Here is a 24715-nt window from a genome sequence, read left to right on the forward strand (position 1 = left end):
ATGACTAAAACGTTAGGAGACAACAATGACGTTTAAATACGGCGTAGATCGCCTTAATATTGATATTGTAAATGGCATTGCCGATGGCAGTGTTAAAGCAGAGCTTAGCCAAGAAGCGATTGATAAAATAAATACCAGCCGTCAACGCGTTGACAAAATGGCGGCTTCAGACAAAGCAGTTTACGGTATTAACACCGGCTTTGGTCCTTTGTGTGATACGCAAATCACCCCAGCAGAAACAAACCTATTACAAAAAAATCTGCTGATTACCCACGCAGTGGGTGTTGGTAATCCAATTGCTAAATCGATTTCTAAACTAATGCTGATCACTAAAGTGCACGCTTTAAGCCAAGGTTTCTCGGGTATTCGCCTTGAAACTGTTGAGCGTATGCTGAAGTTTATTGAGCTTGATTTAATTCCAGTCGTACCAGAGCAAGGCTCGGTGGGTGCATCGGGCGATTTAGCGCCATTATCACACTTATTCTTACCACTTTTAGGTGAAGGTGAGTTTTGGGTTGGCGATGAAATCGTACCTGCGGCGAAAGCGCTAGCTGATAATGGGTTAAAGCCAATGGATCTGCATGCTAAAGAAGGTTTAGCGCTCATTAATGGTACCCAGTTTATTTTATCGCATGGTATTACTGGCCTAACTAAGATGCGTTACCTGCTTGATCTTGCTGATGTTGCAGGTGCAATGAGCATTGAAGGTATGCAAGGTAGCCAATCGCCATTTAGAGAAGAGCTACATGCAATTCGTGCCTTTGCTGGCAATGTTGAAGTAGCAACACGCATGCGTCGTCTATTTAAAGATTCGCAAAATATGGCTGATCACACCGACTGCGACCGCGTACAAGACCCTTATTCATTGCGCTGTATTCCGCAGGTGCACGGTGCATCACGCAACGCATACAACCACTTAAAAGAACTTGTTGAAATTGAAATGAACTCGGTCACGGATAACCCAATTGTGATCAGTGAAGAAGAAGCGATTTCGGGCGGTAGTTTCCACGGTCAACCGCTGGCAATGGCACTTGATTATGCGTCAATTGCTGCAGCTGAACTGGGTAACATTTCAGATCGCCGCTGTTATTTATTACTTGAAGGTTTACACGGTTTACCGCGCCTACTCACTGCATCAGGCGGCCTAAACTCAGGCATGATGATCCCGCAGTACACCACTGCTGCACTTGTAACAGAAAACAAGTCACTGTGTTTCCCACCGTCAGCTGACAGTGTGCCAACGTCAATGGGTCAGGAAGATCACGTGTCGATGGGCAGTATTTCGGGCCGTAAACTTAACCAAATTCTTGGTAATCTTGAGAAAATCTTTGCCATTGAGCTAATGTACGCAGCGCAAGCCGTTGACTTTAGACGCCCAAATACTTGTTCAGATATTATTGAACAAAATCATGCGCTGATCCGTACTAAGGTTGCGAAATTAGAAGAAGACAGACTATTAAAGCCTGATATTGATGCCATGGTTGATTTTGTAACATCTCAGGCATTTACTGTTACGCTTAATTAAGGATAACTGACATGAACTTACAAGAATTTCAAAATAGCATAAAACAGGGTATCCCAAGCGAACTGCCTGCGCCTAAAGCATATCCTGCAGGCGCTAACCGCGCGCCAAAGCGTAAAGATATTTTATCGGTTGAAGAAAAACAGCTAGCGGTACGTAATGCGCTACGCTATTTCCCGAAAGAGTGGCACGCTGAACTTGTTGAAGAATTTGCACAAGAGCTAAAAGATTTTGGCCGTATTTATATGTACCGCTTTAAGCCAAACTATGAGCTAAAAGCACGTTCAATCTCTGATTATCCTGCTAAATGTGAGCAAGCTGCGGCGATCATGTTAATGATCGATAATAACCTTGATCCAGCAGTAGCACAGCACCCAGAGGAACTTATCACTTACGGTGGTAACGGTGCGGTATTCCAAAACTGGGCGCAGTACTTACTTGCGATGAAGTACCTAAGCGAAATGGAAGAAGACCAAACGCTACATATGTACTCTGGTCATCCAATGGGTTTATTCCCATCATCTAAAGATGCACCGCGTGTGGTTGTAACCAACGGTATGATGATCCCGAATTACTCAAAGCCGGATGACTGGGAAAAATTCAATGCGCTAGGTGTAACGCAGTACGGCCAAATGACAGCAGGCTCATTTATGTACATTGGCCCGCAAGGTATCGTTCACGGTACAACCATTACGGTTATGAATGCATTCCGTAAAGTACTTAATAAAGGCGAATCACCAAAAGGTAAGATCTTCCTAACTGCTGGTCTTGGCGGTATGAGTGGTGCACAGCCTAAAGCGGGTAACATAGCTAACTGTATTACTGTTTGTGCTGAGGTGAACCCGAAAGCGGCGATTAAGCGTCACCAACAAGGTTGGGTAGATGAACTGGTTGATAATATGCCAGACCTAGTTACACGTGTTCGTAAAGCGCAAGAAAACGAAGAAGTGGTGTCAATTGCGTTTATTGGTAACGTTGTTGATGTATGGGAAAACTTCTTAGCTGAAGATATTTTTATTCACTTAGGTTCAGACCAAACGTCTCTTCATAACCCTTGGTCAGGCGGTTACTACCCGGTTGATATCAGCTATGAAGAATCAAACCGCTTAATTCGTGAAGAACCAGAAGTATTTAAAGTAAAAGTACAAGCCACACTTAAGCGTCATGCAGATGCTGTGAACAAGCATACAGCAAAAGGCACCTACTTCTTTGACTACGGTAATGCATTCTTACTTGAAGCATCACGCGCAGGTGGCGATGTAATGGCTGAAAACGGCATCGATTTCAAATACCCGTCATACGTGCAAGATATTCTTGGCCCAATGTGTTTTGACTATGGTTTTGGCCCGTTCCGCTGGGTGTGTACTTCTGGCAAGCCTGAAGATTTAGATAAAACAGATGCTATTGCTGCAAAAGTACTTGAAGAGATCATGGCAAACTCGCCTGAGGAAATTCAGCAGCAGATGCAAGATAACATCACATGGATCAAAGACGCGAAAGAGAACAAGCTAGTGGTTGGTTCACAAGCGCGTATTCTTTACGCTGATTCTGAAGGTCGTATTAAGATTGCAAATGCCTTTAACGATGCGATTGCGCGCGGTGAGATTGGCCCAGTAGTTCTTGGTCGTGACCACCACGATGTATCTGGCACAGATTCACCATTCCGAGAAACATCAAACATTTACGACGGTAGCCGTTTTACTGCTGATATGGCTATTCACAACGTGATTGGTGATGGTTTCCGCGGTGCAACTTGGGTGTCTATCCACAATGGCGGTGGCGTTGGCTGGGGTGAAGTGATCAATGGTGGTTTCGGTATGCTACTTGACGGTAGTGACGATGCTGAGCGCCGTTTAAAATCAATGCTACTGTTTGATGTAAACAATGGTATTGCACGTCGCAGCTGGGCGCGTAATGAGGAAGCTAACTTTGCTATCAAACGCGAAATGGAACGCACTCCTAAACTTAAAGTAACGCTCTCACAAAATGTCGAAGACGATATTTTAAATAAACTAGCGTTTTAAAACTGCTTAAAAATTTAGCAAAAAGGCCATTCTAAATGGCCTTTTTTGTTGCTTAATCGGATGTTAAATCTATTTGCTAATTTAAACTAAACTTCAAAGCGGTTTTTACCTGCGCGCTTAGCTTGATACATTTTTTCATCGGCAGTACGAATAAGTGCCTCTAATGTGTTATTGCTATCAGTGTAATAAGCAATGCCTAAGCTAGCACTGATATTTACTTTGTTACTTTGCCCGACTGCATCTTTAATTTGATAGTCTTTCGCGATTTCGTTGATGGCTTTTTCAGCGAGCCTAACGGCATCTTGTTTGTTTGCAAGATTTGGCAGGCAAATTAAAAACTCATCGCCACCTAAGCGCCCTACTGTGTCTGATTCTCTAAATGTGTTTTTAAGTCTAACCGCTACTTGCTTAAGTAATTCATCACCACTACTGTGTCCATAGCTATCATTTACCTGCTTAAAACCATCTAAATCGATAAACATTACAGCCAACAGTGATTCATTGCGCTTAGCTTGTTTTAGCGTGCTTGCTAGACGCTCTTTAGTGAGCCATACCGAAGGTAATTTAGTAAGTGGGTCAAAGTGCGCAATTTTCTTAAGCTCGTTTTTGGTGTGTTTGAGCTCTTCAATAGTGTCATGAAGCTCGGTAATGTCATATTCAGTAACGAGAAACACATAATCACCACTTAAAGGATGGCGACTAATGCGAATATCAACGTTATGTCGTCTTTCACCAAGCTTGGTAAGCATTATGTGCTCTTGGCAACCCGCTTTGTGTTGCTGAGAGTCAATTAAGCGCTTTTTCCCCTCATTTGGGTTGGCAAAACGCAACTCAAAGTCACTGATATTGTCTTGTTTTATTGTTGAATACCACTGCGTAAACGCGGGGTTTTCGAACAGCCGCTTACCTTGCATATCGTAACAACTCACTGCAACAGTGGTGTAACGCATTGCTTCTGCAAAAAGCAGGTTTTCTGGTTGGCTGGTGGCGTCCATTTGTTCGCTAATAAAGGCAATAATGCCGCGGTGTTTTTCTGGCCCCAATAACACAGCTACATGACGCATTAACATCACTTTTGGCTCACCATTAGGGTAAGTTGTCCAAGGGTCGTTAGTTAAGCCCTCTTGTGCGGCTTTTACAAAGGTTTGTTCGGTGCGCTTGCGAGCGCCTTCGGTATCTGCGGATAAGTCTTTATCGATGAGTTGTTGCACATTGCTTAGTCCCCAAAAGTCAAGGGCATGATGATTGCCCCACCAAAATCCATGACGGTCTAAGTCAAATACCCAAATAATATCGGGTGAAAAGTTAAATCCACCCAGTTCCTGTGGTGATGTAATTATTGGTAAGTGATCGACAGCGACATCTTGATACACAAAAAGACTCTAGCATTTAGTTGTTTAGAATATATTACTTAATTTGATGGTGGTTGCCAGTAGATTATGGTGGCAATTAATGCATTTTTTTAATCAATAGGTGCATGTAATTCCCCCATTTTGCTGCGCAATTATTCTGATGAACAGGTATGAATAATGGTGTTTTGGCAAAGACGCAGTGCCTTGTTTCAGTTACACTATCAATTATAACAATTTACCAAAGACACAATGACCAATCCCAACTTACCCCTTGTTTACCATTCTAATTATTCATTTAGTTTTGATGAAAAACACCGCTTTGTAATGAGTAAATTTGCACGTCTTTATCAATATTTAGATAGCAAAGGGTATATCAATCAGCGCAACTTATATCAGCCGCCTGTGGGGGATTTTAAACCGATGGAATTAGTGCATTGTGAAAGTTATGTATATGATCTCTTTCATAACCAACTTGATAGCAAGGCGATGCGACGCATAGGTTTGCCATGGTCAGAACAATTAATGGCACGCACCTTTACCGCACCGTTAGGTACGCATTTGGCGGCTGAACTTGCGCTTGAACACGGTATCGCCTGTCATTTAGCTGGAGGCACGCATCATGCGCATTATGATTTTGGTTCAGGCTATTGTATGGTAAATGATTTGGCCTACACAGCAACACGGCTAATTAATGAAGGCAAAGCGCGAAACGTACTCATCTTTGATTGTGATGTGCACCAAGGCGATGGCACTGCGGCTATGCTTGCCCATAACCCTTATGTGTTTACCTGTTCAATCCACTGCGAAAAGAACTTTCCTTTTCGAAAGCAACACAGCGACTTAGATATTGGCTTAGAGATAGGGTTAACTGATCCTGATTATTTAAATATCGTATCAACTACTTTAAATGACTTAATTGAGCAGCTAAATCCCTCGCTTGTTCTTTACGATGCTGGTGTAGATATTTGGCAACAAGATACCTTAGGTAAGCTTGATATTAGTTGGCAAGGTATCGCGGCCCGTGATTATGCTGTGCTTGAGATTTGCCAGCGTAAAGGCGTACCAGTAGCCACTGTGATTGGCGGTGGCTACGATAAAGATCATCAGCGATTAGCAGAGCGTCATGCATTAGTGGTTGAGCAAGCAGCTCGCTTCTAAAAGTGACCTCAATTAAGTCGGAATTTTTAATTTTGGTTTCGAGATTTTATGCAACACACCCTTTCCCCTAATAAACTATTACACAGTAAATGGACGGCTGTGTCACCGCAAAATAAAGAAAAGCATTTTATGGTAACGAGTGTTGAATTTGATGAAGAAAAAAACGTGGTTGAATGTATTATTGAAGCAGTTTTAACCAAGCGCGAGCAAAGCATAAACTGGCGCAGCCTGAAAGATCCCAAAGTGTGGAAAATGGGTTGGCAATAGGTTTTTCAGTCACAAAAAAAGCCTATAACTGAGTTATAGGCTTTTGATTAAAAAAGTCTTACTTCGTTTTCTTTACTTGCTCTAGCAAGGTCACAGTAACGACAGCGCGACGATTTAGCTTGTGTGCCTCTTCGGTATTTTCTAGGCTGAACAATTCATTTTCACCTTCACCTGTTACCGAAATATTTGCTGCATTTACACCATGATTATTTACCAAAATAGCCTTAACTGCTTCTGCGCGCTTAAGAGATAATTTTTGGTTATAGTCGCTGTCACCGAGGGTCGATGTGTGACCGCTAATTTTTGCTTTCACATCGCCACTTTTTAAGTACTTGGCAAATGCTTCAATATCAGCAAAATAGTTAGGGGCAACTTCAAATTGATCATTGTTGAATAAGATTACTAAACGCTCAATAATTTCATGTTCTTCAATTACAGTACAGCCTTTGCTATCAACAACTTCATTACTTGGTGTGTTTAAACAATCATCTTGACCATCTGCTACACCATCTTGATCACTATCGAGAGGCGCAGGTGCTGCTTCAAGTTGTTTGCTTGGTGCATTGTTGTTTGCAAACGTGTATGAAACACCAAGCTTTACCGCAGAATCTATGTAGTCATTGCTTTCCAGTGACTTAAGTAAGAGCGCTTCAGTATTCACAGTCCAGTTATCAGCCACTTCAAGGTAGCCACCAAAACCAACATTTGCTGCGCTAAACGAGTCATATACGTCGATTTGTTTTATACCGCCAACTAAATAAAAACCTGATGTGCCTAAGTGGTAAAGCGCATCAATACCAACACGATGACCTGATTTATCTTGTCTAGTTGCCTCAATCGCAAGATCAAGTTTTGCAAGCTCTAAACGAGCTGCGAAGCTTTCGTTAAAACGGTAACCAAAGTCAACACCTAAACCAAGAGACTCACCCATTCGTTGCTGGGTGGTTTCTTCAGGATGCCAATGAGCAAAATAATAATCAGCAAAGCCAGAAATATAAAAACCAACATCTTTTTCTGACTGTTGAGCATTTACAGTTGTTGCTGATGTTGCTAAAGCAATTACGGGGATTAATTTTGCTATCTTCCCTTTGAAAATCATTCTTTATTCCTAATACAAAAGTGTGGAAAAAGCGCATTCTAACAGTGAATTATGACAATGCAAGATGCTAATCAATATAAAATTTTTTGAATTAGATGTTTAGAATATAAAGCCGTCTAGCTGTAAACCCCATTTACAGTTATTCAGCTTGTTCAACTCTTACTTGATTAATACGTAATAACACTTCGGCTGCGGCTTTAGCGTCATCGAGGGCGCGGTGATGATTTTTTAGTTCAATATCTAAGTCGGCACAAAGTTTACCTAGAGAATACGATTTATAGCCGGGTAAATATTTACGTGCTTGTTGTACGGTACAAATTTTAGCGCGCGAATACTTTTTGTTTAATCGGGCAAACTCTTGGCGAATAAAGCCATAATCAAAATTAACGTTATGGGCAACAAAAATAGCATTTTGACTAAATGTATCCAACTTTTCGGCAATATGCTCAAAAAGTGGGGCGGCTTTTACCATTTCATTACTAATACCAGTCAGTTCAGTAATCATTTTTGGAATATGGCGCTCAGGGTTTACGAGTGTTTGCCAAGTATCAGTAATAACGCCCTGCTCTATTTTTACCATACCGATTTCTGTAATGCGATGCTGCTCTTTTTTCCCACCTGTAGTCTCTATATCAACTACTACATAGCTTTGTTCGCTATTAAAACGCCACTCAGTGCGTTGAATTTTCACCTTAAAGCCCGCGTTAATAAGGTGCTTAATGCTGATTAATTGATTGCGTCTTAAGCTATCGCCTGGTGCTTTTATTTCTTCAAAGTAGAGCTCACCATTATCAATTACCATTAAATCGGGATAGCCATCACACAATTCTTTGAAATTTTTGCACATATTTAGTAAATGGCCATGTACCGCTTGAATCGGTGCATACTTTATAAACTTTATGAGTACATCTAAAAGTTCAGGGTGCCAATAAAATAAGCCATTTGGCTCACCTGTGTAGGTGTTGATGGTGGCTGTTAGATAGTCAATAAATGCATCTTTATTGTTTAAATGTGCGAGCTTTTCATTAATTTCCAATTCTAATGTGCAAAAGAAAGAATCTTCTTTGAGTATTTTGGGGAAATAGGAAAACTCATTAGCACGTTTTGAACTAGGATGTTGGTAAAGTTCATGCCAAAAAGTGAGCGCAAATAAAGACCGCCATAACTTGTTTTCAGTAAAGTAGCATTGCTTTTGTTGTTTGATATAACGTTCTTTTACGCCGCTTTCAACTTGCCCTAAATAGGCCTCATCAAGAGCGATTGGCTCGCCTGAATCGCGTAAAATATCGGTTAAAACACTGGTGCGCTTTTGGTTAAATTTTTGCGCATAAAAGTCCTCTGCAAAAAGTAATAACGCTTCACTGTCAGGATCATCCAAAATTTCAACTAAGAGCGCTTCACAGAGTGCTTTTCGCTCTGATTTATAGAGCAAACGTATATATTTTTCTTTTGCTGCTGGGTGATGCGAGAGGCTTAATAATTGTTCAGCAAGTGCGCTGTTATCTGCCAGAAGTGCTATCGCTAATTTATATAAACCATGATGGTATTTTTGCGCTGAAGTAAAACCTATTGGTTGTTCAGCGTTTAAGAGCGTTTTGGCTTGAGATGTTAAAGCAGGAATATCAGATTTATCTGTTTGCTTTATGTCATTAAATAAGTTGGCATGGAGAAATGCGCTTTTAGCTTCATCCATGTCAACAAAATTGGCTTGTTGCTGCTGTACACCTTGCGTTTGCATAACGCCTAAATCGCGCAGCGAAAATTGATTAAGTCTTCCCGCTAAATGGCCAAAGTATAAAAACAGCAAATAGTTAAATGTGCTTTGTTTTGCAAAGTAAATATGGTTGGTGACAATAGGGTGTTTTTTTACTACATCGTAGCTCAGAGCACCATTTTGGTTGTTTAAAACAAAGTTTAGCCATTTGCTTTTATTGGCACTTTTAACGGGTTTATCGAACTCTAAACTAGCGCTTAATTCGATTAGGTCTTGTTTATTTAACTGTGAAACAAAATCAGAAAAAGTATGTTTGCTTATGCGCGATACAAACCCCGACTTTCGAAGTTGGTTAATCGCAGTAGGCGCATCGTTGATTTCGCTGTAATGCAAAGTATCTTTTCGGATAAACGCCGATTTACGATTTAGAATGCGCACTAAAATACACTTTGCATCTTCATTTAATGTCTCAAAGGTATTTAAAAAGTCTAGCTCTGAGGCTGCCAATAAATGCGCTGAAGTGGTTTTAATAAACGCTACAAACTCAACAAAGTGAGACAAATAATACTTTTCTGGCAACTCTTTCATTGGATTGGGGTCTTAACAACGCGATTACAATATTTTGCGCTGCAAAAGTCGACTAATCAATTGTTTTGCACGTATTAACATTTTCTAACCAATTAGCTTTTACTGATCCATTGAGGATTTGTTAATTTACGTTTATTCACATTCACGGAAGTAACATGAAAATAATAACAGCATTAATCGTTACTCTTGGCTTTGTTAGCACAGCAAGCTTAGCAAATAATAAAAACACCTTATTTAACGAAGTACTTATTGATACTGAGTTGACCTTGTCACAGCCTGTTTATCCGCTTGATTTGCTACCAAATCCAGGCAAAGAGCTGATGCTTATAGGTACCTTAAACGGACAACAGTACATTGATATTTATGGCGCATCAGAATCATCTTTGTATAACCGTATTAAAAGAGTAGAAGTACCTAAAAGCATGTTGGGCTTTGATGTTACACAATGGCAAAACGCGCAGCAGCAAGTGTATTTATTTTCCGCAGAGGCTATTTATCAATTACAACTGGAAAACGAGTTGCTAATTAAGCCTATTGTCGATATTCAAACTTACCTTAAAAAAGACACTGCGCAGCATTTATCAAAAATGGACTTTGTACATAACGTAAATAACGACCTCAAAGCAGACTTTTTAACGACAGACTTAAACGCGAGTTTTCTCTATTTATCAGGTGAGCTTGGCTACGACAAAGTGAATGTTGATTTACCTGCTCGGTTAGTAATTGAAGGACACAGTGCCGAAATTGAGCCGCCACGATTCGCTTTTTTTGATACCAATGAAGATAAAATAGCTGAGTTAATTGGTTTTAAAAATGCTGAGTTAACGCTATTACCTAGCATTAACGCCAAAAATGCCCAAGTGATTAAGTTAAAAGACGACATTATGGTGGATGATTGGTGGCATACAAAAGATGCCGATGGCGAATCACTTGATCAAAGTAATCTTGTTTACAGGAAGTTAGAGCGTATTGAGGATGTAAATCATGATGGAATTTTTGATTTAGTAGTGCGCTATACTAAAAGTTCAGGGGCGCTTGATAGGCAAAATGATTATGAAATTTATAGCGGTACGATTGATGCGGGCAAAATTGTTTTTCAGCAAAAAACCAGCTCGCTTATTCAAGACGAAGGCACTTTAACCGATCTTACTTTTGTTGATATTAATGGTGATAAGCAATTAGAGGCGTTAGTTTCTGGCTTTGATATTGGCGTGTCGCAAATTATTGGTGCGCTGTTATCCGGTTCAATCTCTCAGGACGTCCATCTGTTTTATCAAAACGGGCAGGGCAATTTCACGCCAAAAAATAAAATAACCCGCGAAGTAGAGCTGAGTTTTAGTATTTCAAAAGGGCGCAGCGGTTCTCCTGTGGTACTGTTTGCTGATGTAAACGGTGATGGCAAAAAAGACTGGGTGTTGTCAGATGAGCAAAAAGCGGTCAACGTTTATTTAGCTAAAAGTAAGCATGACTTTGAGCGTAGGGCGACAAAATACAAAACCATTTTACCGATGCAGGGCAGGCGAGTGGTCAGTACCGACTTAAACCAAGATGGACGAGATGATCTGGTGATGAGTTATGGCAGACTTGATGATGAAAACATGCGAAGCACCATAAAAATATTGTTCGCGCAAAGCTAAATAGTCGTATTAAGATATAAAATTCTCAACTACACTTACACATTATTTAATCAAGGATGTGTTTGTGCTTAAACGTATTTTTGCTGCCAGTTTGCTGGCAGCATGCTTTTCTTCCTATGCTGGTGCGATTAAATTTGGCTTTAATCAACAGCACTATTCACCTCATGTTATTCGTGATGATAATTTTACAGCACAATCGGGTATTGTGCTGGATGTTAGCAAAACCGTTGCTGAAGAAGCTGGTTTTATTGCCAAATTGGTTCCTTTACCACGCAAACGTATTGAAGGATTTTTAGTTGAAGGCAAAATAGATGCGCAGTGCCATACTAACCCTGCTTGGTATACAAACCCGAATTTAATTTGGAGTGTTCCGCTTTACCGCGATTCTGATGTGGTGGTGAGCAATCGCAAATTAGCCTCACTTGATGCCTTTTATGAGAGCAAAGATTTTAAACTAGGTACTGTGCTTGGCTACAAATACCCTGAAATCGCTCCTTATTTTACCGCAGGCAATATTAAACGTTTTAATAGTACCTCGTCTAAAGGTAGCTTTGCGCGCTTTATTAAGGGTGAGCTAGATGGCTTTGTTTCGTCTCTAAGTGAGGCGAATTACTTGGTGCAACTTAAACGCTTTAATGTGCTTGCAATAAACGACAATCAAATTCATTGCACGTTTTCGCCAAAGCTAAGTGAAGAGAAACGAAACCGCTTATTAAAGGCAACTGAGCAGTTAAAAGAGAAAGGTGAGTTTGAGCGTATTCTTGCAAAATACATCAAGCCAGATTGATAAGGTTTTACAATAGCTTAGGCAAATAAAAAGGGCCCATAAAGGGCCCTTTGGTTTTCTCTAGTATCGTTCAAATTTTTTGCCAGTCTTAACCCCTTAAGACAATTAGGCAACCCTTCGCAGGGCTCCAGTACCGGAGTGTTAATCAAGTACTTGGATTTGGTAAGTGAAACTGCCGTAGCACTTTCACTAAATAAAGCGGCTATACAAGTAACTATACCCTTGGGTATTAACTCAACCTACATCCCACATGCAAGTAGCTGTTGATTTAGCACATTTATCAACGAATTCGTTAGTATCGTGCCTGCAATAAAAACGAATAACTACTTTGTTCAGTTAGCGTTACTTCTAGCCGAGTAACCGTTATGCAATCGACAGGAAAAAGCCTGCAATTGCTGCGCTCATTAAATTAGCCATCGAACCGGCTAATACCGCGCGTAAACCAAGTTGCGCTATGTCTTTACGGCGACTTGGTGCCATACCGCCAATGCCACCAAGCAAAATAGCGATAGAGCTTAAATTAGCAAATCCACACAACGCAAAGGTAACTACAGCTTTCGTGTGTTCGCTCAATTGCGCTTGGTAATTCATAAAATCTAAGTAAGCAACAAACTCGTTAACAACCAGTTTTTGTCCGATGAAACTACCAGCAAGTTGCGCTTCACTCCACGGAATACCTAGTAACCATGCGATTGGTGCGAAGGCATAACCTAAGATTTGTTGAATGGTTAAATCTGGGTTATCAAACCAGCCACCAATCCAGCCAACTAAACCATTTGAAAGAGCTATTAATGCAACAAATGCTAGCAGCATTGCACCTACGTTCATTGCTAGCTGCATGCCGTTTAATGCACCACCAGCAGCTGCGTCAATCACGTTTACAGGTTTTTCATCTGTGTGATCTAATTCATCTAAACCTTGTTTTGGCGTTTCAGTCTCTGGCACCATCATTTTTGCCATTAAGAAACCACCTGGTGCAGCCATAAAGCTTGCTGCAATAAGGTATTTTAATTCAACACCTAAGCTCACATAACCCGCTAAAATAGAGCCTGCTACAGTTGCTAAACCACCTACCATTACGGCGAATAGTTCAGAGCGAGTCATGGTTGCGATAAACGGTTTTACAACCAGTGGCGCTTCTGTTTGACCAACGAAAATATTGGCAGTAGCTGAAAGTGACTCTGGCTTAGATGTACCTAATAATTTTTGCAGGCCACCACCTAGAATCTTAATTATCCAATCCATAATGCGTAGGTGGTATAAAACCGCAACCAATGCAGAGAAAAAGACAATTACTGGAAGTACTTTTATTGCAAAAACAAAACCGATGCCTTCGATTTCGTTACCTGCTAAGCCGCCAAACAAAAAGCGAATGCCATCATTCGCATAGCTAATTACGTTGGAAACACCAACAGAAATGCTGTTAAGTACTTCACGTCCAGCAGGTACGTATAAAACAAACGCACCGATCAGCACTTGCAGTGCAAACGCACCACCTACTGTGCGTAAGTTAATTTTTTTTCGATTAGTTGAGCATATAAATGCAATGGCGAGCAAGCTCGCGATACCAACTAAACTCATTAAAGAGGTCATAAATCTTTCCCAAGTTACCTTTTATTGAAGTAATTGTTTTATTTTGCTTTTTAGTATATCAATGGCAACTCGATTGCGCCCCCCTCGAGTTACAACAACGTCTGCGTTGTGCTTCGATGGGTCAATAAATTGGTAAAACATGGGTCTTACCGTTGCTTGGTATTGCTCAATCACAGATTGCAAGCTTCTACCACGCTCTTCTAAATCCCGCTGCATACGGCGCATCAAACAAATATCAAGCGGTGTATCAATAAACACCTTAATATTAAATTCATCGCACAATTTTGGATCTGAAAGAAGTAAAATACCTTCTACAATCAGAATTTTAGCTGGCTGAATTCGACGTGTTTGATCGCTACGTGTATGTTTAGCGTAGTCGTATACTGGAATATCTACCGGTTCGCCTGCTTTAAGCTGATTTAAATGCGCTAATAATAGCTCATGCTCAAATGCATCTGGGTGATCGTAGTTCGTTTGCGTTCTGTGTTCGAACGGCAAATGAGACTGATCACGGTAATAGGCGTCTTCTTCAATAATGGCGATAGCACCGGGTGCTAATTCATTTACTAGCTCATTGTAAATCGTTTGACTAAACAACGACTTTCCAGAAGCAGATGCACCTGCAATCGCGATAATTGTGCGTGTCACAAAAACGTTACCTTAAAAATCATTACAACAGTGACTTACCTTAGCAAAAAAGCGCACAATTATCTTTAGTTAGTGTCGCCTACCGGTTCTTTCCTGAATACCGCGACAAATTTAGCCCCTTTAACTGGTTAAAAACAGGACAAAAGTCCTGTGTTACCTATGGCGCAAAGCCTAGAGTATTTATAACGCTAACGTAAATTGGCTAGGCGAAATATCTGCCAGTAGCTAAACTAAAAGCAAACACCTTTTTGGTCATATTAAACTGAGGTAACGATGGCAAGAGCGCTAATTTTAATGGCAGACAGTTTAGGTATCGGTGCTGCACCCGATGCTGAACGCTTTGGTGATAAAGGTGCAAATACTTTAGCCCATTTATTAGCAGCCTATCATGGTGAAACGGGCGACAAGCTAGCGTTACCAAATTTATCGAAACTGGGTCTTATTGATGCGTGTGAAGAGGCGAGCAATACCAATTGCCAAGTTGCTGAACGCAATGCACCAATTGCAGCTTATGGTTATGCAAAAGAAATTTCATCAGGTAAAGACACGCCATCAGGGCATTGGGAAATGGCCGGTGTGCCTGTGCTTTTTGATTGGGGTTATTTTCACGATAAACAAAACAGTTTTCCAGACGCGTTTATTGAAGAATTTATCAAACGCGCAAATGTGCCAGGTATTTTAGGCAATTGTCACTCATCAGGCACGGTTATTTTAGAAGCGCTTGGTGAAGAGCATATGAAAACTGGCAAGCCAATTTGTTACACCTCAACAGATAGCGTGTTCCAAATTGCATGTCACGAAGAGACATTTGGCCTTGAGCGATTATATGAGATTTGCCAGATCGCTCGAGAGTTATTAGACGAATATAATATTGGCCGTGTGATTGCACGCCCATTTTTAGGTAATGCAGCAGATAACTTTGCTAGAACGGGCAACCGCCGTGATTATTCTGTATTACCTCCTGCACCAACATTATTAGATAAACTTGCCGAGAATAATGGTGCGGTGATTAGCATTGGTAAAATCTCAGACATTTATGCACACCAAGGCATCACTGAAAAACACAAAGCGCCTGGTCTTGAAAACTTAATGGCAAAGACCGTAGAAGTGTTTGGCAGTGCAAAAGATCACAGCCTAACGTTTGTTAACTTAGTGGACTTTGATGAAAAGTTTGGTCATCGCCGCGATGCTATTGGCTACGCAAAAGCACTAAAACAATTGGACGACTATATACCTGAGTTTTTAGCGTTACTTGGTAAAGATGATGTATTGATGATCACAGCTGATCACGGCTGTGACCCAACTTGGCAGGGCACCGATCACACGCGTGAATACGTACCTGTTATTGCGTATACACCAGGTATGAACGCAGTAAATTTAGGTGAACGCGACACCTTTGCCGATATTGGCCAAACCTTAGCCCAATGGTTCTCACTTGCACCATTGGAATATGGAAACAGTTTTAAATCTCAGCTTGGCAGCTAACTTAATAGGAAAGATTATGAGCACTCCACACATTAATGCACAATTAAATGATTTTGCCGAAACGGTATTAATGCCAGGCGATCCGCTTCGTGCGAAACATATTGCTGAAACCTTTTTAGATGATGCACGTGAAGTAACATCAGTTAGAAATATTTTAGGTTATACAGGCACATACAATGGAAAACCTGTGAGCATCATGGCATCAGGCATGGGTATTCCTTCAATGAGCATTTATGCTCGTGAGTTAATTGTCAGTTATGGCGTTAAAAACTTAATTCGTATTGGTACCTGTGGCGGTATTGGTAGCGACATTAAAATTCGCGATGTTATTTTTGCACAAGGTGCATCTACTGACTCAAATGTAAACCGTGCTCGTGTACAAGGTTATGACTTTGCTGCAATTGCAAACTTCGACCTGCTTGTAAATGGTGTAGAAGCGGCAAAGCGTTTAGGTATTTCTGCAAAAGTAGGTAATGTTTTCACTACAGACACTTTCTATCAAGCATCAACAGAGTTATATCAAAAGCTTGATAAGTTAGGTGTGTTGGCAGTAGATATGGAAACTGCAGGTCTTTATGGTGTAGCGGCTGAGTATGGCGCAAATGCAATGGCATTATTTACTGTAAGTGACCATGTTATTACAGGCGAAGCAACACCAAGCGAAGAAAGACAAACTAGTTTTAATGAAATGGTTAAAATTGCACTAGAGTCAATTTAACGGTTTTATTAAATTCCTCCTAAACAGTTGTGAAGTCAAAGCCAGTATTTTTTACTGGCTTTTTTTATTCTGAAAGGAATTTTAAATAACTGATAAGTGAACAGTTACACATTTTATTACAGATAGATCGTAAGATTAACACTGTGATTACCTCTGCAACAGGCGAAATTACTGATGTTTGCTACTTTTAATAGGCGTTCAAAGAGAATGAGGAATGGACTATGAAAGCATTAGCATTAACCGTAGTGAGTGCATCACTATTAGCGTTACCAACAGCGAGTATCGCATTTGATAAATCTACCATTGAATCAGTGCTAGTTCAGGCGTGTAAGGATGTAAAAAGTAATAACGTTTATAAGTTGCGCTCCAATTTAAAAACCAATCATCTTAGCACTCATGTTATTAGCGAAAAGCTAATGTGTAATGGCGAAAGTGTTTACGATTTCGCGATGACACATAATGCGGATAAAACGGCAAAAGTATTAAGAATTGGCTCAGTATCAATTCATGATGTTGCACTTAATAATGCAGATAAAATTTGGGTTTGGCTAGACGAATAACCTTTAAATTTAGATAGTTATTAAACAGTCTGCATATATCTGCAGGCTGTTTTGTCAACCCCCTTTACAAAAAATATTGTCATCACATTTCCAAGCTACTGTAATATAAATGCCATCTAAAGTTCATAACATACCCGAAAAAAAATGAGGTATGGCAATGGAACACGAAAAATTACAACTTATCGATCAAATCGTCTCAACTGCCAAACGAGAGTTTGATATAGATTTAGCAACAGAAAAATTACTTTCCGAAGAAGAATATCGCACCTTAGTGTTTACCGAACTAGCAAGTTTAGAAAATGTTGAGCTTAATCGCTTAATTAGCTTATTTGACCAAGCGAGCAATAATCCACAACAAGCATCAGTGAGCCATGAGCAATCAACACCTCATCGAAATAAAGGTGTGCTTATTGCCTCATCAATTGCAGTTATCGCACTTTGTGCCATTGGCGCATGGTTTGGCTTTTCTGGAACAAAGACGCAGCAAAATGAAATTGTTGCTTTACCAGCCAAAGTTGTTTCACAAAAATCACCTGAAATGACAAAACCTAAACCAGTAGAGCAAACACTTGAAGTCGCTTATCAATCATTGTTCGCAATTCATGGCTCTAACACCATTGGTGAAAAATTAGCGCCCGCGTTACTAAAAGCTTATTTTGAAGAGCAGGGTGCTAAAGAGATAGATTGGCAGCAAGGACGAATAGCAACAGAACGCACCATGAAATTTGAAATGGGTGGTGAGAAACTTGCGATTGGTTTGGCAGCACATGGTTCTTCAACCGCCTTTAAAGCGCTTAATGCCAATATGGCGCAGATAGGGATGTCATCTCGTAAAATCAAAGAAAGTGAAATAGAGGCACTGAAAGGACAATCGGGTGACCTTTCCAAACTAGGCAATGAACATATTATTGCGTTAGATGGCTTAGCGATTATCGTTAATCAAAATAACCCGTTAAAAACGATCACGACAGAAACACTATCACGTATTTTTTCTGGTGAGATTAGTAACTGGGCTGAAATTGGTGGTGAACAAGCTCCTATTAATGTGCTTGCTCGCGATGATAATTCAGGTACTTTTGATACCTTTAAATCACTGGTGTTAAAGAAATATGGCCGTAAGTTAACGAAGAAAGCAGAGCGTTTCGAGTCGAGCTCTGAACTGTCTGAGCATGTTTCACGTGATGATTTTGCCATTGGCTTTATTGGTTTAAATTACATTCGCTACAGCAAGGCACTTGCAATTGCCGACAGCAGTGATACAAAAGCGATTTACCCAACGCGCTTTACGATTGCAACTGAAGACTATCCACTTGCTCGCAGACTTTACCTTTACACTCCAACTAACAGCGCAACCCAAATTAAAGATTTTGCCAATTTTGCAATTTCAGACCGTGGTCAAGAAATTGTGCAAGAGTTGGGGCTAATCTCACAGTCTATTCGTGTTGAAGATGTGGCATCTAGTGAATTAGCACCAGACAAATACAACCAATATGCCAAATTAGCGAAGCGTTTGTCGTTAAACTTCCGTTTTAACTATGCAACACGCGACTTGGACAACAAAGGTAAGCGAGATTTGCAACGTTTAGTCTCTTTTGTTGAAGATAACCCAAGTAAGAAACTGGTACTTATGGGCTTTTCTGACAGTATTGGTGCACGTGACAAAAACACCATGCTATCGTTAAGCCGTGCTAAAAGTGTTGAGCAAGAGCTAAATGCACGTGGCATTAACGTCTATGCAGTTGAAGGTTTTGGTGAAGATATGCCACTGGCCAACAATGATAATGAAGTAGGGCGCGAACGTAATCGTCGTGTTGAGGTATGGGTACTTTAGATAACCTGTTTATTATCGTTTACTAATTTACTAGTGTGATACTTTACCTTTATAGGGTGAAGTATCTCGTTTTAGCAGACTCAACTTGTCTTTGCTAAAGTCGTTTCACATCCTTTATTCTTAAATTCCGCTTGTTTAGTCATAAGTCTGTCATTTTTCTCGCTTAAACTCTGTGCTTCAACATTCAGGAGGGTTATAAAGTGCACAATTTATTGATGGATAAAGCGAGTTTATCGCAAGTGTTTCTAGCTTTTGCACCAATGGAAGCTTTGAAAGTAAAGAATAATATTGAATTTGCAATTAATGCGTTGTCACTTCCTTCAACTGAACTGCTTGCTGAAATGCAAACTTTGGGTATTGATTTACCAAGCACGCCAAGTGCATCTAAAAAAGTTGATTTAGCAACAATTAATAGCACAGTGCTTACCACTCATTTAACAGAGCTCTTCTTAGATAAGCATAAATTGCTTAAAACCTTTTCTGAGTTTTCACTTAGTGAGCAAGTAGCATTAAGAGCGTTTTTAAATAACCTGATGCCAATGCTACATCTTCCTCCAGCATCCTTAGTCGAAAAGATGCAGCGTGAAGGTGTGCTGGATGCATTAATGGGCGAAGAAGATAAAGCACAAGCTGTTAAAAATAAAATAGCCGCAATAAATGCTGCTAAAGAGGATAATAAACTCGATGCTGTGAAAGCGCGTCTTGCAAAACTTTCTGAAAGCCAAAAGCAATGTCCTGACGAGCTAAAAATAGCGCGTGTAAAGGCAAATTTGAACAAAGCGGTGACTGAGACACAGCCTGCAGAGCTGATAGATATAAAAAATAAGATTGTTCAGCTAGGTTAATCCTTATTAACAGAGCACCATTTTATTAACTCAATGAGCAACGCTTACTAAAATCACTTTTAACCACCTTCTGTGGCCTGTACCAGATGCTTACAAAGCAAATTTTTACTAACTTACAGGCCTCGCCCCTCATTTTTAAACACTGCACAGTAAAAAACCTCATAAAAAATGACGAAAATTTACAGCAGAGATCATCATTTTACTAAGTACGCTTAAAAAACGGATTAAAAAGGTAGAATAAGTTAGTAAAAAATTGATCTGTAAACCCCGTTCAGGCAGAAAAATACCAACTCGTTAGTAAAATTATGATCTGTGATGCCAGAAACTTGGTTTAAATGGGACTTAACTTAGTAAAAATGTGATCCAGCTATGTTTTCGATACTGATTTTTGAATTCACCTAGTAAAATTATGATCTCAAAGTCGGAAATGTTAGTAAAAATGTGATCTCAAATTAATCTTGTTAGTAAAATTCTGATCTTAAATAAACTAGTTTTGCCACTTTTAGCTGCTATAGCTGACATAAGAAGCACAGCAATGCATCAAAATTGAACAACTGTTAACGTTAGTTTTACAAATTATGGGTTTTAGATTTAGCTAGTAAAATAGCGATCTGATTTTTAAGTAGGTAAATCAGTACTTAGTAAAAATATGATCTAAGTCTTAGGTCTGTGTCACAAATGAAAAAAAGGCCATATGGCCTTTGGATCACAGTTAGGGATACATAAAATTTTTTAAAAAAGCTAGGCGCTTTGCCTAGCTTAATCTTTATGGCGAATAATCTTTGCCCTGTGGGTATTAAGAGAACTGGTTCATAGTGTTGTCTTCACCAGCTGCTTTAAGCGCAGCGTCACCAGAGAAGTACTCTTTGTGGTCATCACCCATGTCAGAACCCGCCATATTTTGGTGTTTAACACAGGCAATACCTTGACGAATTTCTTGACGTTGTACGTTTTTAACATAACCAAGCATACCTTGCTCACCGAAGTACTCTTTTGCAAGGTTATCGGTTGATAACGCTGCAGTGTGGTAAGTAGGCAGTGTAATTAAGTGGTGGAAGATACCTGCTTCTCGCGCTGCATCAGCTTGGAAAGTACGGATCTTCTCATCAGCTAATGCTGCAAGTTCAGTGTTATCGTACTCAACACTCATTAGCTGGTCGCGGTTGTATTGTGAAACATCCTTGCCTTCTTCAACCATTGCATCAAATACTTGCTGACGGAAGTTTAGCGTCCAGTTGAAAGATGGTGAGTTGTTATAAACTAGTTTTGCATTAGGAATAACTTTACGAATTTCATTTACCATAGCACCAATTTGGCCTACGTGTGGCTTCTCAGTTTCAATCCACAGTAAATCTGCACCATTTTGTAATGATGTAATACAATCAAGTACACAGCGCTCTTCACCAGTACCTGGGCGGAATTGGAATAGGTTACTTGGTAAACGCTTAGGACGAACAAGTTTGCCGTTACGGTTAAGAATAACGTCACCATTTTTAATATCTGTAGATTCAATTTCTTCTACATCTAGGAAAGCGTTATATTGGTCGCCTAAATCACCCGGTTCATTGCTTACTGCGATTTGCTTGGTAAGGCCTGCACCTAATGAATCGGTACGCGCTACAATAATGCCGTTATCAACACCTAACTCAAGGAATGCATAACGAACAGCATTAATTTTCGCTAGGAAATCTTCATGTGGAACCGTTACTTTACCGTCTTGGTGACCACATTGTTTTTCATCTGATACTTGGTTTTCAATTTGAATACAACATGCACCCGCTTCAATCATTTTCTTCGCAAGTAGGTAAGTTGCTTCTTCGTTACCAAAACCTGCATCAATATCGGCAATAATTGGCACAACGTGGGTTTTATGGTTTTCAATTTTATCCAGCACAGCTTGTTCAGTTGCGCTATCACCAGCTTTACGGGCTGCGTCTAATTCACGGAAATAACCACCTAATTCACGCGCATCTGCTTGACGAAGGAAAGTGTATAGCTCTGCAATTAGTGCTGCTACAGACGTTTTTTCATGCATTGATTGGTCTGGTAATGGGCCAAATTCGGAGCGAAGTGCTGCTACCATCCAGCCAGAAAGGTATAAGTAACGACGGTCAGTGTTATTTTGGAAATGCTTTTTAATTGAAATCATTTTTTGTTGGCCAATAAAACCGTGCCAACAACCTAGAGACTGAGTGTACTTTGATGGGTCTTGGTCGTACGCTTCCATATCTTTACGCATGATATCTGCAGTGTAGCGTGCAATCTCTAAACCATTTTGAAAACGATTTTGTAGACGCATACGCGCTGCTGACTCAGGGTTAATGTTCTGCCATTTTTTGTCACCAACTTCTTTTAAAGTTGCAATGCGGTCAATCTCTTGTTGGTAAGTAAGTTGTGTAGCCATCGTTATCATTCCTTCATCTTGTTTAATTGGATGGCGCTGGTGTTATTAACTCACTGAGCAACAACATTGAACGGGTAGCGCCTTTACATCTAAGTTAGGCTGAATCGTAATGATTTATGAAATTTATAGTTTTTATCACCAATATTTATCTAATGAATGCCAAAAACAAGCTTTCTTGTGTAAGTTAGATAGAATCAAGTAACCAAAATATTTAAACGCATACAATTGTGTGCCACTTCAAGGTGAGAAAACTTATGACAACACGAATTCACCACGCAGGGTTAGCAGTAGACCCGAGTTTATATGCCTTTATTAACCATCAGGTTATTCCAGGCACAGGTGTCGATGTAGAACACTTTTGGCAAGGCTTTTCAAAAATAGTGTCAGAAGTGACGCCTATCAATCGTGCGTTGTTGGTGAAACGTGACGACCTTCAAGTGCAAATCGACCAGTATCATCAAGCACATTCCAATTTTGACTTCGACCATTACAAACAGTTTTTACAGCAAATTGGCTACCTTAAAGCTGCGCCAAGCGATGTTACTATTAGCACTGAAAGTGTTGAGCCAGAAATTGCAACCATGGCCGGTCCTCAACTTGTAGTGCCTGTAAGCAATGCACGTTTTGCGCTGAACGCAGCAAATGCACGCTGGGGTTCGCTTTATGATGCGCTTTATGGCACAGACGCAATTTCATATGAAAACGGTCGAGAGGCAGGTAAAGAATACAACCCTGTTCGTGGTAATGCCGTGATTGATTTTGGCCGCGAATTTTTAGATCAAGCACTGCCATTAATCTATGGCTCGCATAAAGATGCCACTGATTATGCAATTGTTGATGGCAAACTGATTGTAACCCTGAATAATGTTAGCCAAAGTGGCTTACAAACTCCTGAACAGCTCGTGGGCTATAACGGAACAAAACAACAACTGAAAGAATTAATCCTGCAAAATAATGGGTTACACATCATTATTCAGTTTGATGAAAACCATCAAATTGGTAAGCAGGATAATGCCCATATTAAAGATATCGTGCTTGAATCGGCACTTACAACCATCATGGACTGTGAAGATTCTGTGGCGGCTGTGGATGCTGAGGACAAAGTAGGGGTTTACAGCAATTGGCTTGGTTTAAACAAAGGCGATTTATCGGTTGAGTTTGAAAAAGGCGGTAAAACACTTACACGTGCGCTTAACCCTGACCTTACCTTTACTGATTTAGCGGGGGAGCAACAGCAGCTCAAAGGTCGTAGTTTAATGTTGGTGCGTAATGTTGGTCATTTAATGACAAACCCTGCGATTTTAGATAAAAACGGCGATGAAATTTTTGAAGGGATTATGGATGCAGTGATCACCTCACTGATTGCGCTTCATGACCTAAAAGGGAACGGTAAACTTAAAAATAGCCGCGCTAACAGCATTAATATCGTGAAACCTAAAATGCACGGCCCTGAAGAAGTTGCTTACGCGAACACCTTATTTTGCAAAGTAGAAAATCTCTTAAATCTTCCTGAAAACACGTTAAAAATGGGTATTATGGATGAAGAGAGACGCACATCGGTAAATCTTGCTGCGTGTATTTCTGAAGCGAAAGAGCGCGTTATTTTCATCAATACTGGGTTCTTAGATAGAACAGGTGATGAAATTCATACCAGTATGTTAGCAGGCCCAATGTTGCCAAAAGAGCAAATCAAAGCGCAAAAGTGGATTGGGGCATATGAGAACAATAACGTTGATGTCGGCCTTGCGTGTGGCTTAAGTGGCAAAGCGCAAATTGGTAAAGGCATGTGGCCAATGCCAGATGAAATGGCCAAAATGTTAGCGCAAAAAACAGCGCATGTGCAAAGTGGGGCGAACACAGCTTGGGTACCATCACCTACGGCAGCTACATTGCATGCGCTTCATTATCATCAGCAAGATGTATTTAGCTTGCAGCAAGACATTAAACAACGAGTAGCGGCAAATGTGGATGATATTTTATGTCCGCCACTGCACCCTGAGCCAAAATCGATGACTCAAGAAGAAATACAAAATGAGCTCAATAATAATGCACAAGGTATTCTTGGTTATATGGTGCGCTGGGTAGAGCAGGGTGTTGGCTGTTCGAAAGTTCCTGATATTAATAACGTTGGCTTAATGGAAGACCGAGCAACACTGCGTATTTCTTCACAGCATATGACTAACTGGTTATGTCATGGTATTTGCTCTGAAAAACAAGTGATTGATACCTTAGAAGCGATGGCAAAAGTGGTTGATAAGCAAAATGAAGGGGATGTTAACTATCGATACATGGCGGATAACTATGGCGAAAGTGTTGCTTTCCAAGCTGCTCTTGAGCTAGTACTTAGCGGTACAAAACAGCCAAATGGTTATACTGAGCCAGTATTACATCGTCGCCGTTTAGAGTTTAAAGCAGCGAACTAATTACTTGAGGTGTAAACCCCATTTACAGAAAAGGCCTGATAATTCAGGCCTTTTTAAGTT

General features: G+C 40.3%; 18 protein-coding genes. 12 read left to right on the forward strand and 6 right to left on the reverse strand.

The features are described from left to right. Positions 1 to 25 precede the first annotated feature (25 nt). Both hutH and hutU read left to right on the forward strand, forming a co-directional pair. The gene (gene hutH, locus AAEU29_RS08830) at positions 26 to 1525 is read left to right on the forward strand and encodes a histidine ammonia-lyase (protein ID WP_421972974.1); all 1500 of its coding nucleotides are present in this window, start codon (positions 26 to 28) and stop codon (positions 1523 to 1525) included. An 11-nt stretch (positions 1526 to 1536) separates the two neighbouring features. Further along, positions 1537 to 3546, forward strand: a complete 2010-nt coding sequence (gene hutU / locus AAEU29_RS08835; RefSeq protein ID WP_421972975.1) for a urocanate hydratase — start codon at positions 1537 to 1539, stop codon at positions 3544 to 3546. A gap of 86 nt (positions 3547 to 3632) precedes the next feature. On the opposite strand, the gene AAEU29_RS08840 is transcribed toward hutU, so the two are convergent. Beyond that, on the reverse strand, positions 3633 to 4919 hold the full coding sequence (locus tag AAEU29_RS08840) for a diguanylate cyclase domain-containing protein (protein ID WP_421972976.1): 1287 nt from the start codon (positions 4917 to 4919) through the stop codon (positions 3633 to 3635). Positions 4920 to 5147: 228 nt separating this feature from the next. Between AAEU29_RS08840 and AAEU29_RS08845 the strand changes: the two genes are divergently transcribed. After that, positions 5148 to 6056 carry a histone deacetylase family protein gene (locus AAEU29_RS08845; RefSeq protein ID WP_421972977.1) on the forward strand — a complete coding sequence of 303 codons (909 nt, stop codon included), beginning with the start codon at positions 5148 to 5150 and terminating at the stop codon, positions 6054 to 6056. Positions 6057 to 6104: 48 nt separating this feature from the next. After that, on the forward strand, positions 6105 to 6323 hold the full coding sequence (locus tag AAEU29_RS08850) for a TIGR02450 family Trp-rich protein (RefSeq protein WP_421972978.1): 219 nt from the start codon (positions 6105 to 6107) through the stop codon (positions 6321 to 6323). 58 nt (positions 6324 to 6381) lie between these two features. Here AAEU29_RS08850 and AAEU29_RS08855 read toward each other — a convergent pair whose 3' ends face one another. Further along, entirely contained in the window at positions 6382 to 7422 is a 1041-nt protein-coding gene (locus AAEU29_RS08855) for an OmpA family protein (RefSeq protein ID WP_421972979.1), read from the reverse strand. A gap of 139 nt (positions 7423 to 7561) precedes the next feature. Then, on the reverse strand, positions 7562 to 9724 hold the full coding sequence (locus AAEU29_RS08860) for an exonuclease domain-containing protein (protein WP_421972980.1): 2163 nt from the start codon (positions 9722 to 9724) through the stop codon (positions 7562 to 7564). A gap of 155 nt (positions 9725 to 9879) precedes the next feature. On the opposite strand from AAEU29_RS08860, the gene AAEU29_RS08865 reads away from it, so the two are divergent. After that, complete coding sequence (locus tag AAEU29_RS08865; protein ID WP_421972981.1) at positions 9880 to 11361, forward strand: FG-GAP repeat domain-containing protein; 1482 nt, start codon at positions 9880 to 9882, stop codon at positions 11359 to 11361. 64 nt (positions 11362 to 11425) lie between these two features. Continuing rightward, positions 11426 to 12148 carry a substrate-binding periplasmic protein gene (locus AAEU29_RS08870; protein ID WP_421972982.1) on the forward strand — a complete coding sequence of 241 codons (723 nt, stop codon included), beginning with the start codon at positions 11426 to 11428 and terminating at the stop codon, positions 12146 to 12148. 363 nt (positions 12149 to 12511) lie between these two features. Here AAEU29_RS08870 and AAEU29_RS08875 read toward each other — a convergent pair whose 3' ends face one another. Together AAEU29_RS08875 and udk are read right to left on the reverse strand one after the other, a co-directional pair. Next, a complete protein-coding gene (locus AAEU29_RS08875) occupies positions 12512 to 13741 on the reverse strand; it encodes a NupC/NupG family nucleoside CNT transporter (protein ID WP_421972983.1) in 1230 nt (409 codons plus the stop codon). Between the two features lie 21 nt (positions 13742 to 13762). Next, positions 13763 to 14389 (reverse strand): uridine kinase, encoded by a 627-nt coding sequence (gene udk / locus AAEU29_RS08880; RefSeq protein ID WP_274761334.1) that lies wholly within the window; start codon positions 14387 to 14389, stop codon positions 13763 to 13765. Positions 14390 to 14662: 273 nt separating this feature from the next. Here udk and AAEU29_RS08885 point away from each other — a divergent pair, with 273 nt between their 5' ends. The 5 genes from AAEU29_RS08885 to AAEU29_RS08905 all read left to right on the forward strand — a co-directional run bounded on the left by AAEU29_RS08885 (position 14663) and on the right by AAEU29_RS08905 (position 19828). After that, positions 14663 to 15874: a phosphopentomutase gene (locus AAEU29_RS08885; RefSeq protein WP_421972984.1), complete on the forward strand. Its 1212-nt coding sequence runs from the start codon at positions 14663 to 14665 to the stop codon at positions 15872 to 15874. 16 nt (positions 15875 to 15890) lie between these two features. Continuing rightward, positions 15891 to 16592, forward strand: a complete 702-nt coding sequence (gene deoD / locus AAEU29_RS08890; protein ID WP_421972985.1) for a purine-nucleoside phosphorylase — start codon at positions 15891 to 15893, stop codon at positions 16590 to 16592. Between the two features lie 221 nt (positions 16593 to 16813). After that, the gene (locus AAEU29_RS08895) at positions 16814 to 17152 is read left to right on the forward strand and encodes a DUF3718 domain-containing protein (RefSeq protein WP_421972986.1); all 339 of its coding nucleotides are present in this window, start codon (positions 16814 to 16816) and stop codon (positions 17150 to 17152) included. Between the two features lie 157 nt (positions 17153 to 17309). Further along, positions 17310 to 18983, forward strand: coding sequence for a substrate-binding domain-containing protein (locus AAEU29_RS08900; protein WP_421972987.1), 1674 nt, complete (start codon positions 17310 to 17312; stop codon positions 18981 to 18983). 200 nt (positions 18984 to 19183) lie between these two features. Further along, positions 19184 to 19828 (forward strand): hypothetical protein, encoded by a 645-nt coding sequence (locus AAEU29_RS08905; protein ID WP_421972988.1) that lies wholly within the window; start codon positions 19184 to 19186, stop codon positions 19826 to 19828. 796 nt (positions 19829 to 20624) lie between these two features. Here the strand turns inward: AAEU29_RS08905 and AAEU29_RS08910 are convergent. Beyond that, the gene (locus tag AAEU29_RS08910; protein WP_421972989.1) at positions 20625 to 22232 is read right to left on the reverse strand and encodes an isocitrate lyase; all 1608 of its coding nucleotides are present in this window, start codon (positions 22230 to 22232) and stop codon (positions 20625 to 20627) included. Positions 22233 to 22486: 254 nt separating this feature from the next. Between AAEU29_RS08910 and AAEU29_RS08915 the strand changes: the two genes are divergently transcribed. Next, complete coding sequence (locus AAEU29_RS08915; RefSeq protein WP_421972990.1) at positions 22487 to 24655, forward strand: malate synthase G; 2169 nt, start codon at positions 22487 to 22489, stop codon at positions 24653 to 24655. Positions 24656 to 24715 lie beyond the last annotated feature (60 nt).

The organism is Pseudoalteromonas aquimarina (genome assembly GCF_049257255.1).
Lineage (GTDB): Bacteria > Pseudomonadota > Gammaproteobacteria > Enterobacterales > Alteromonadaceae > Pseudoalteromonas.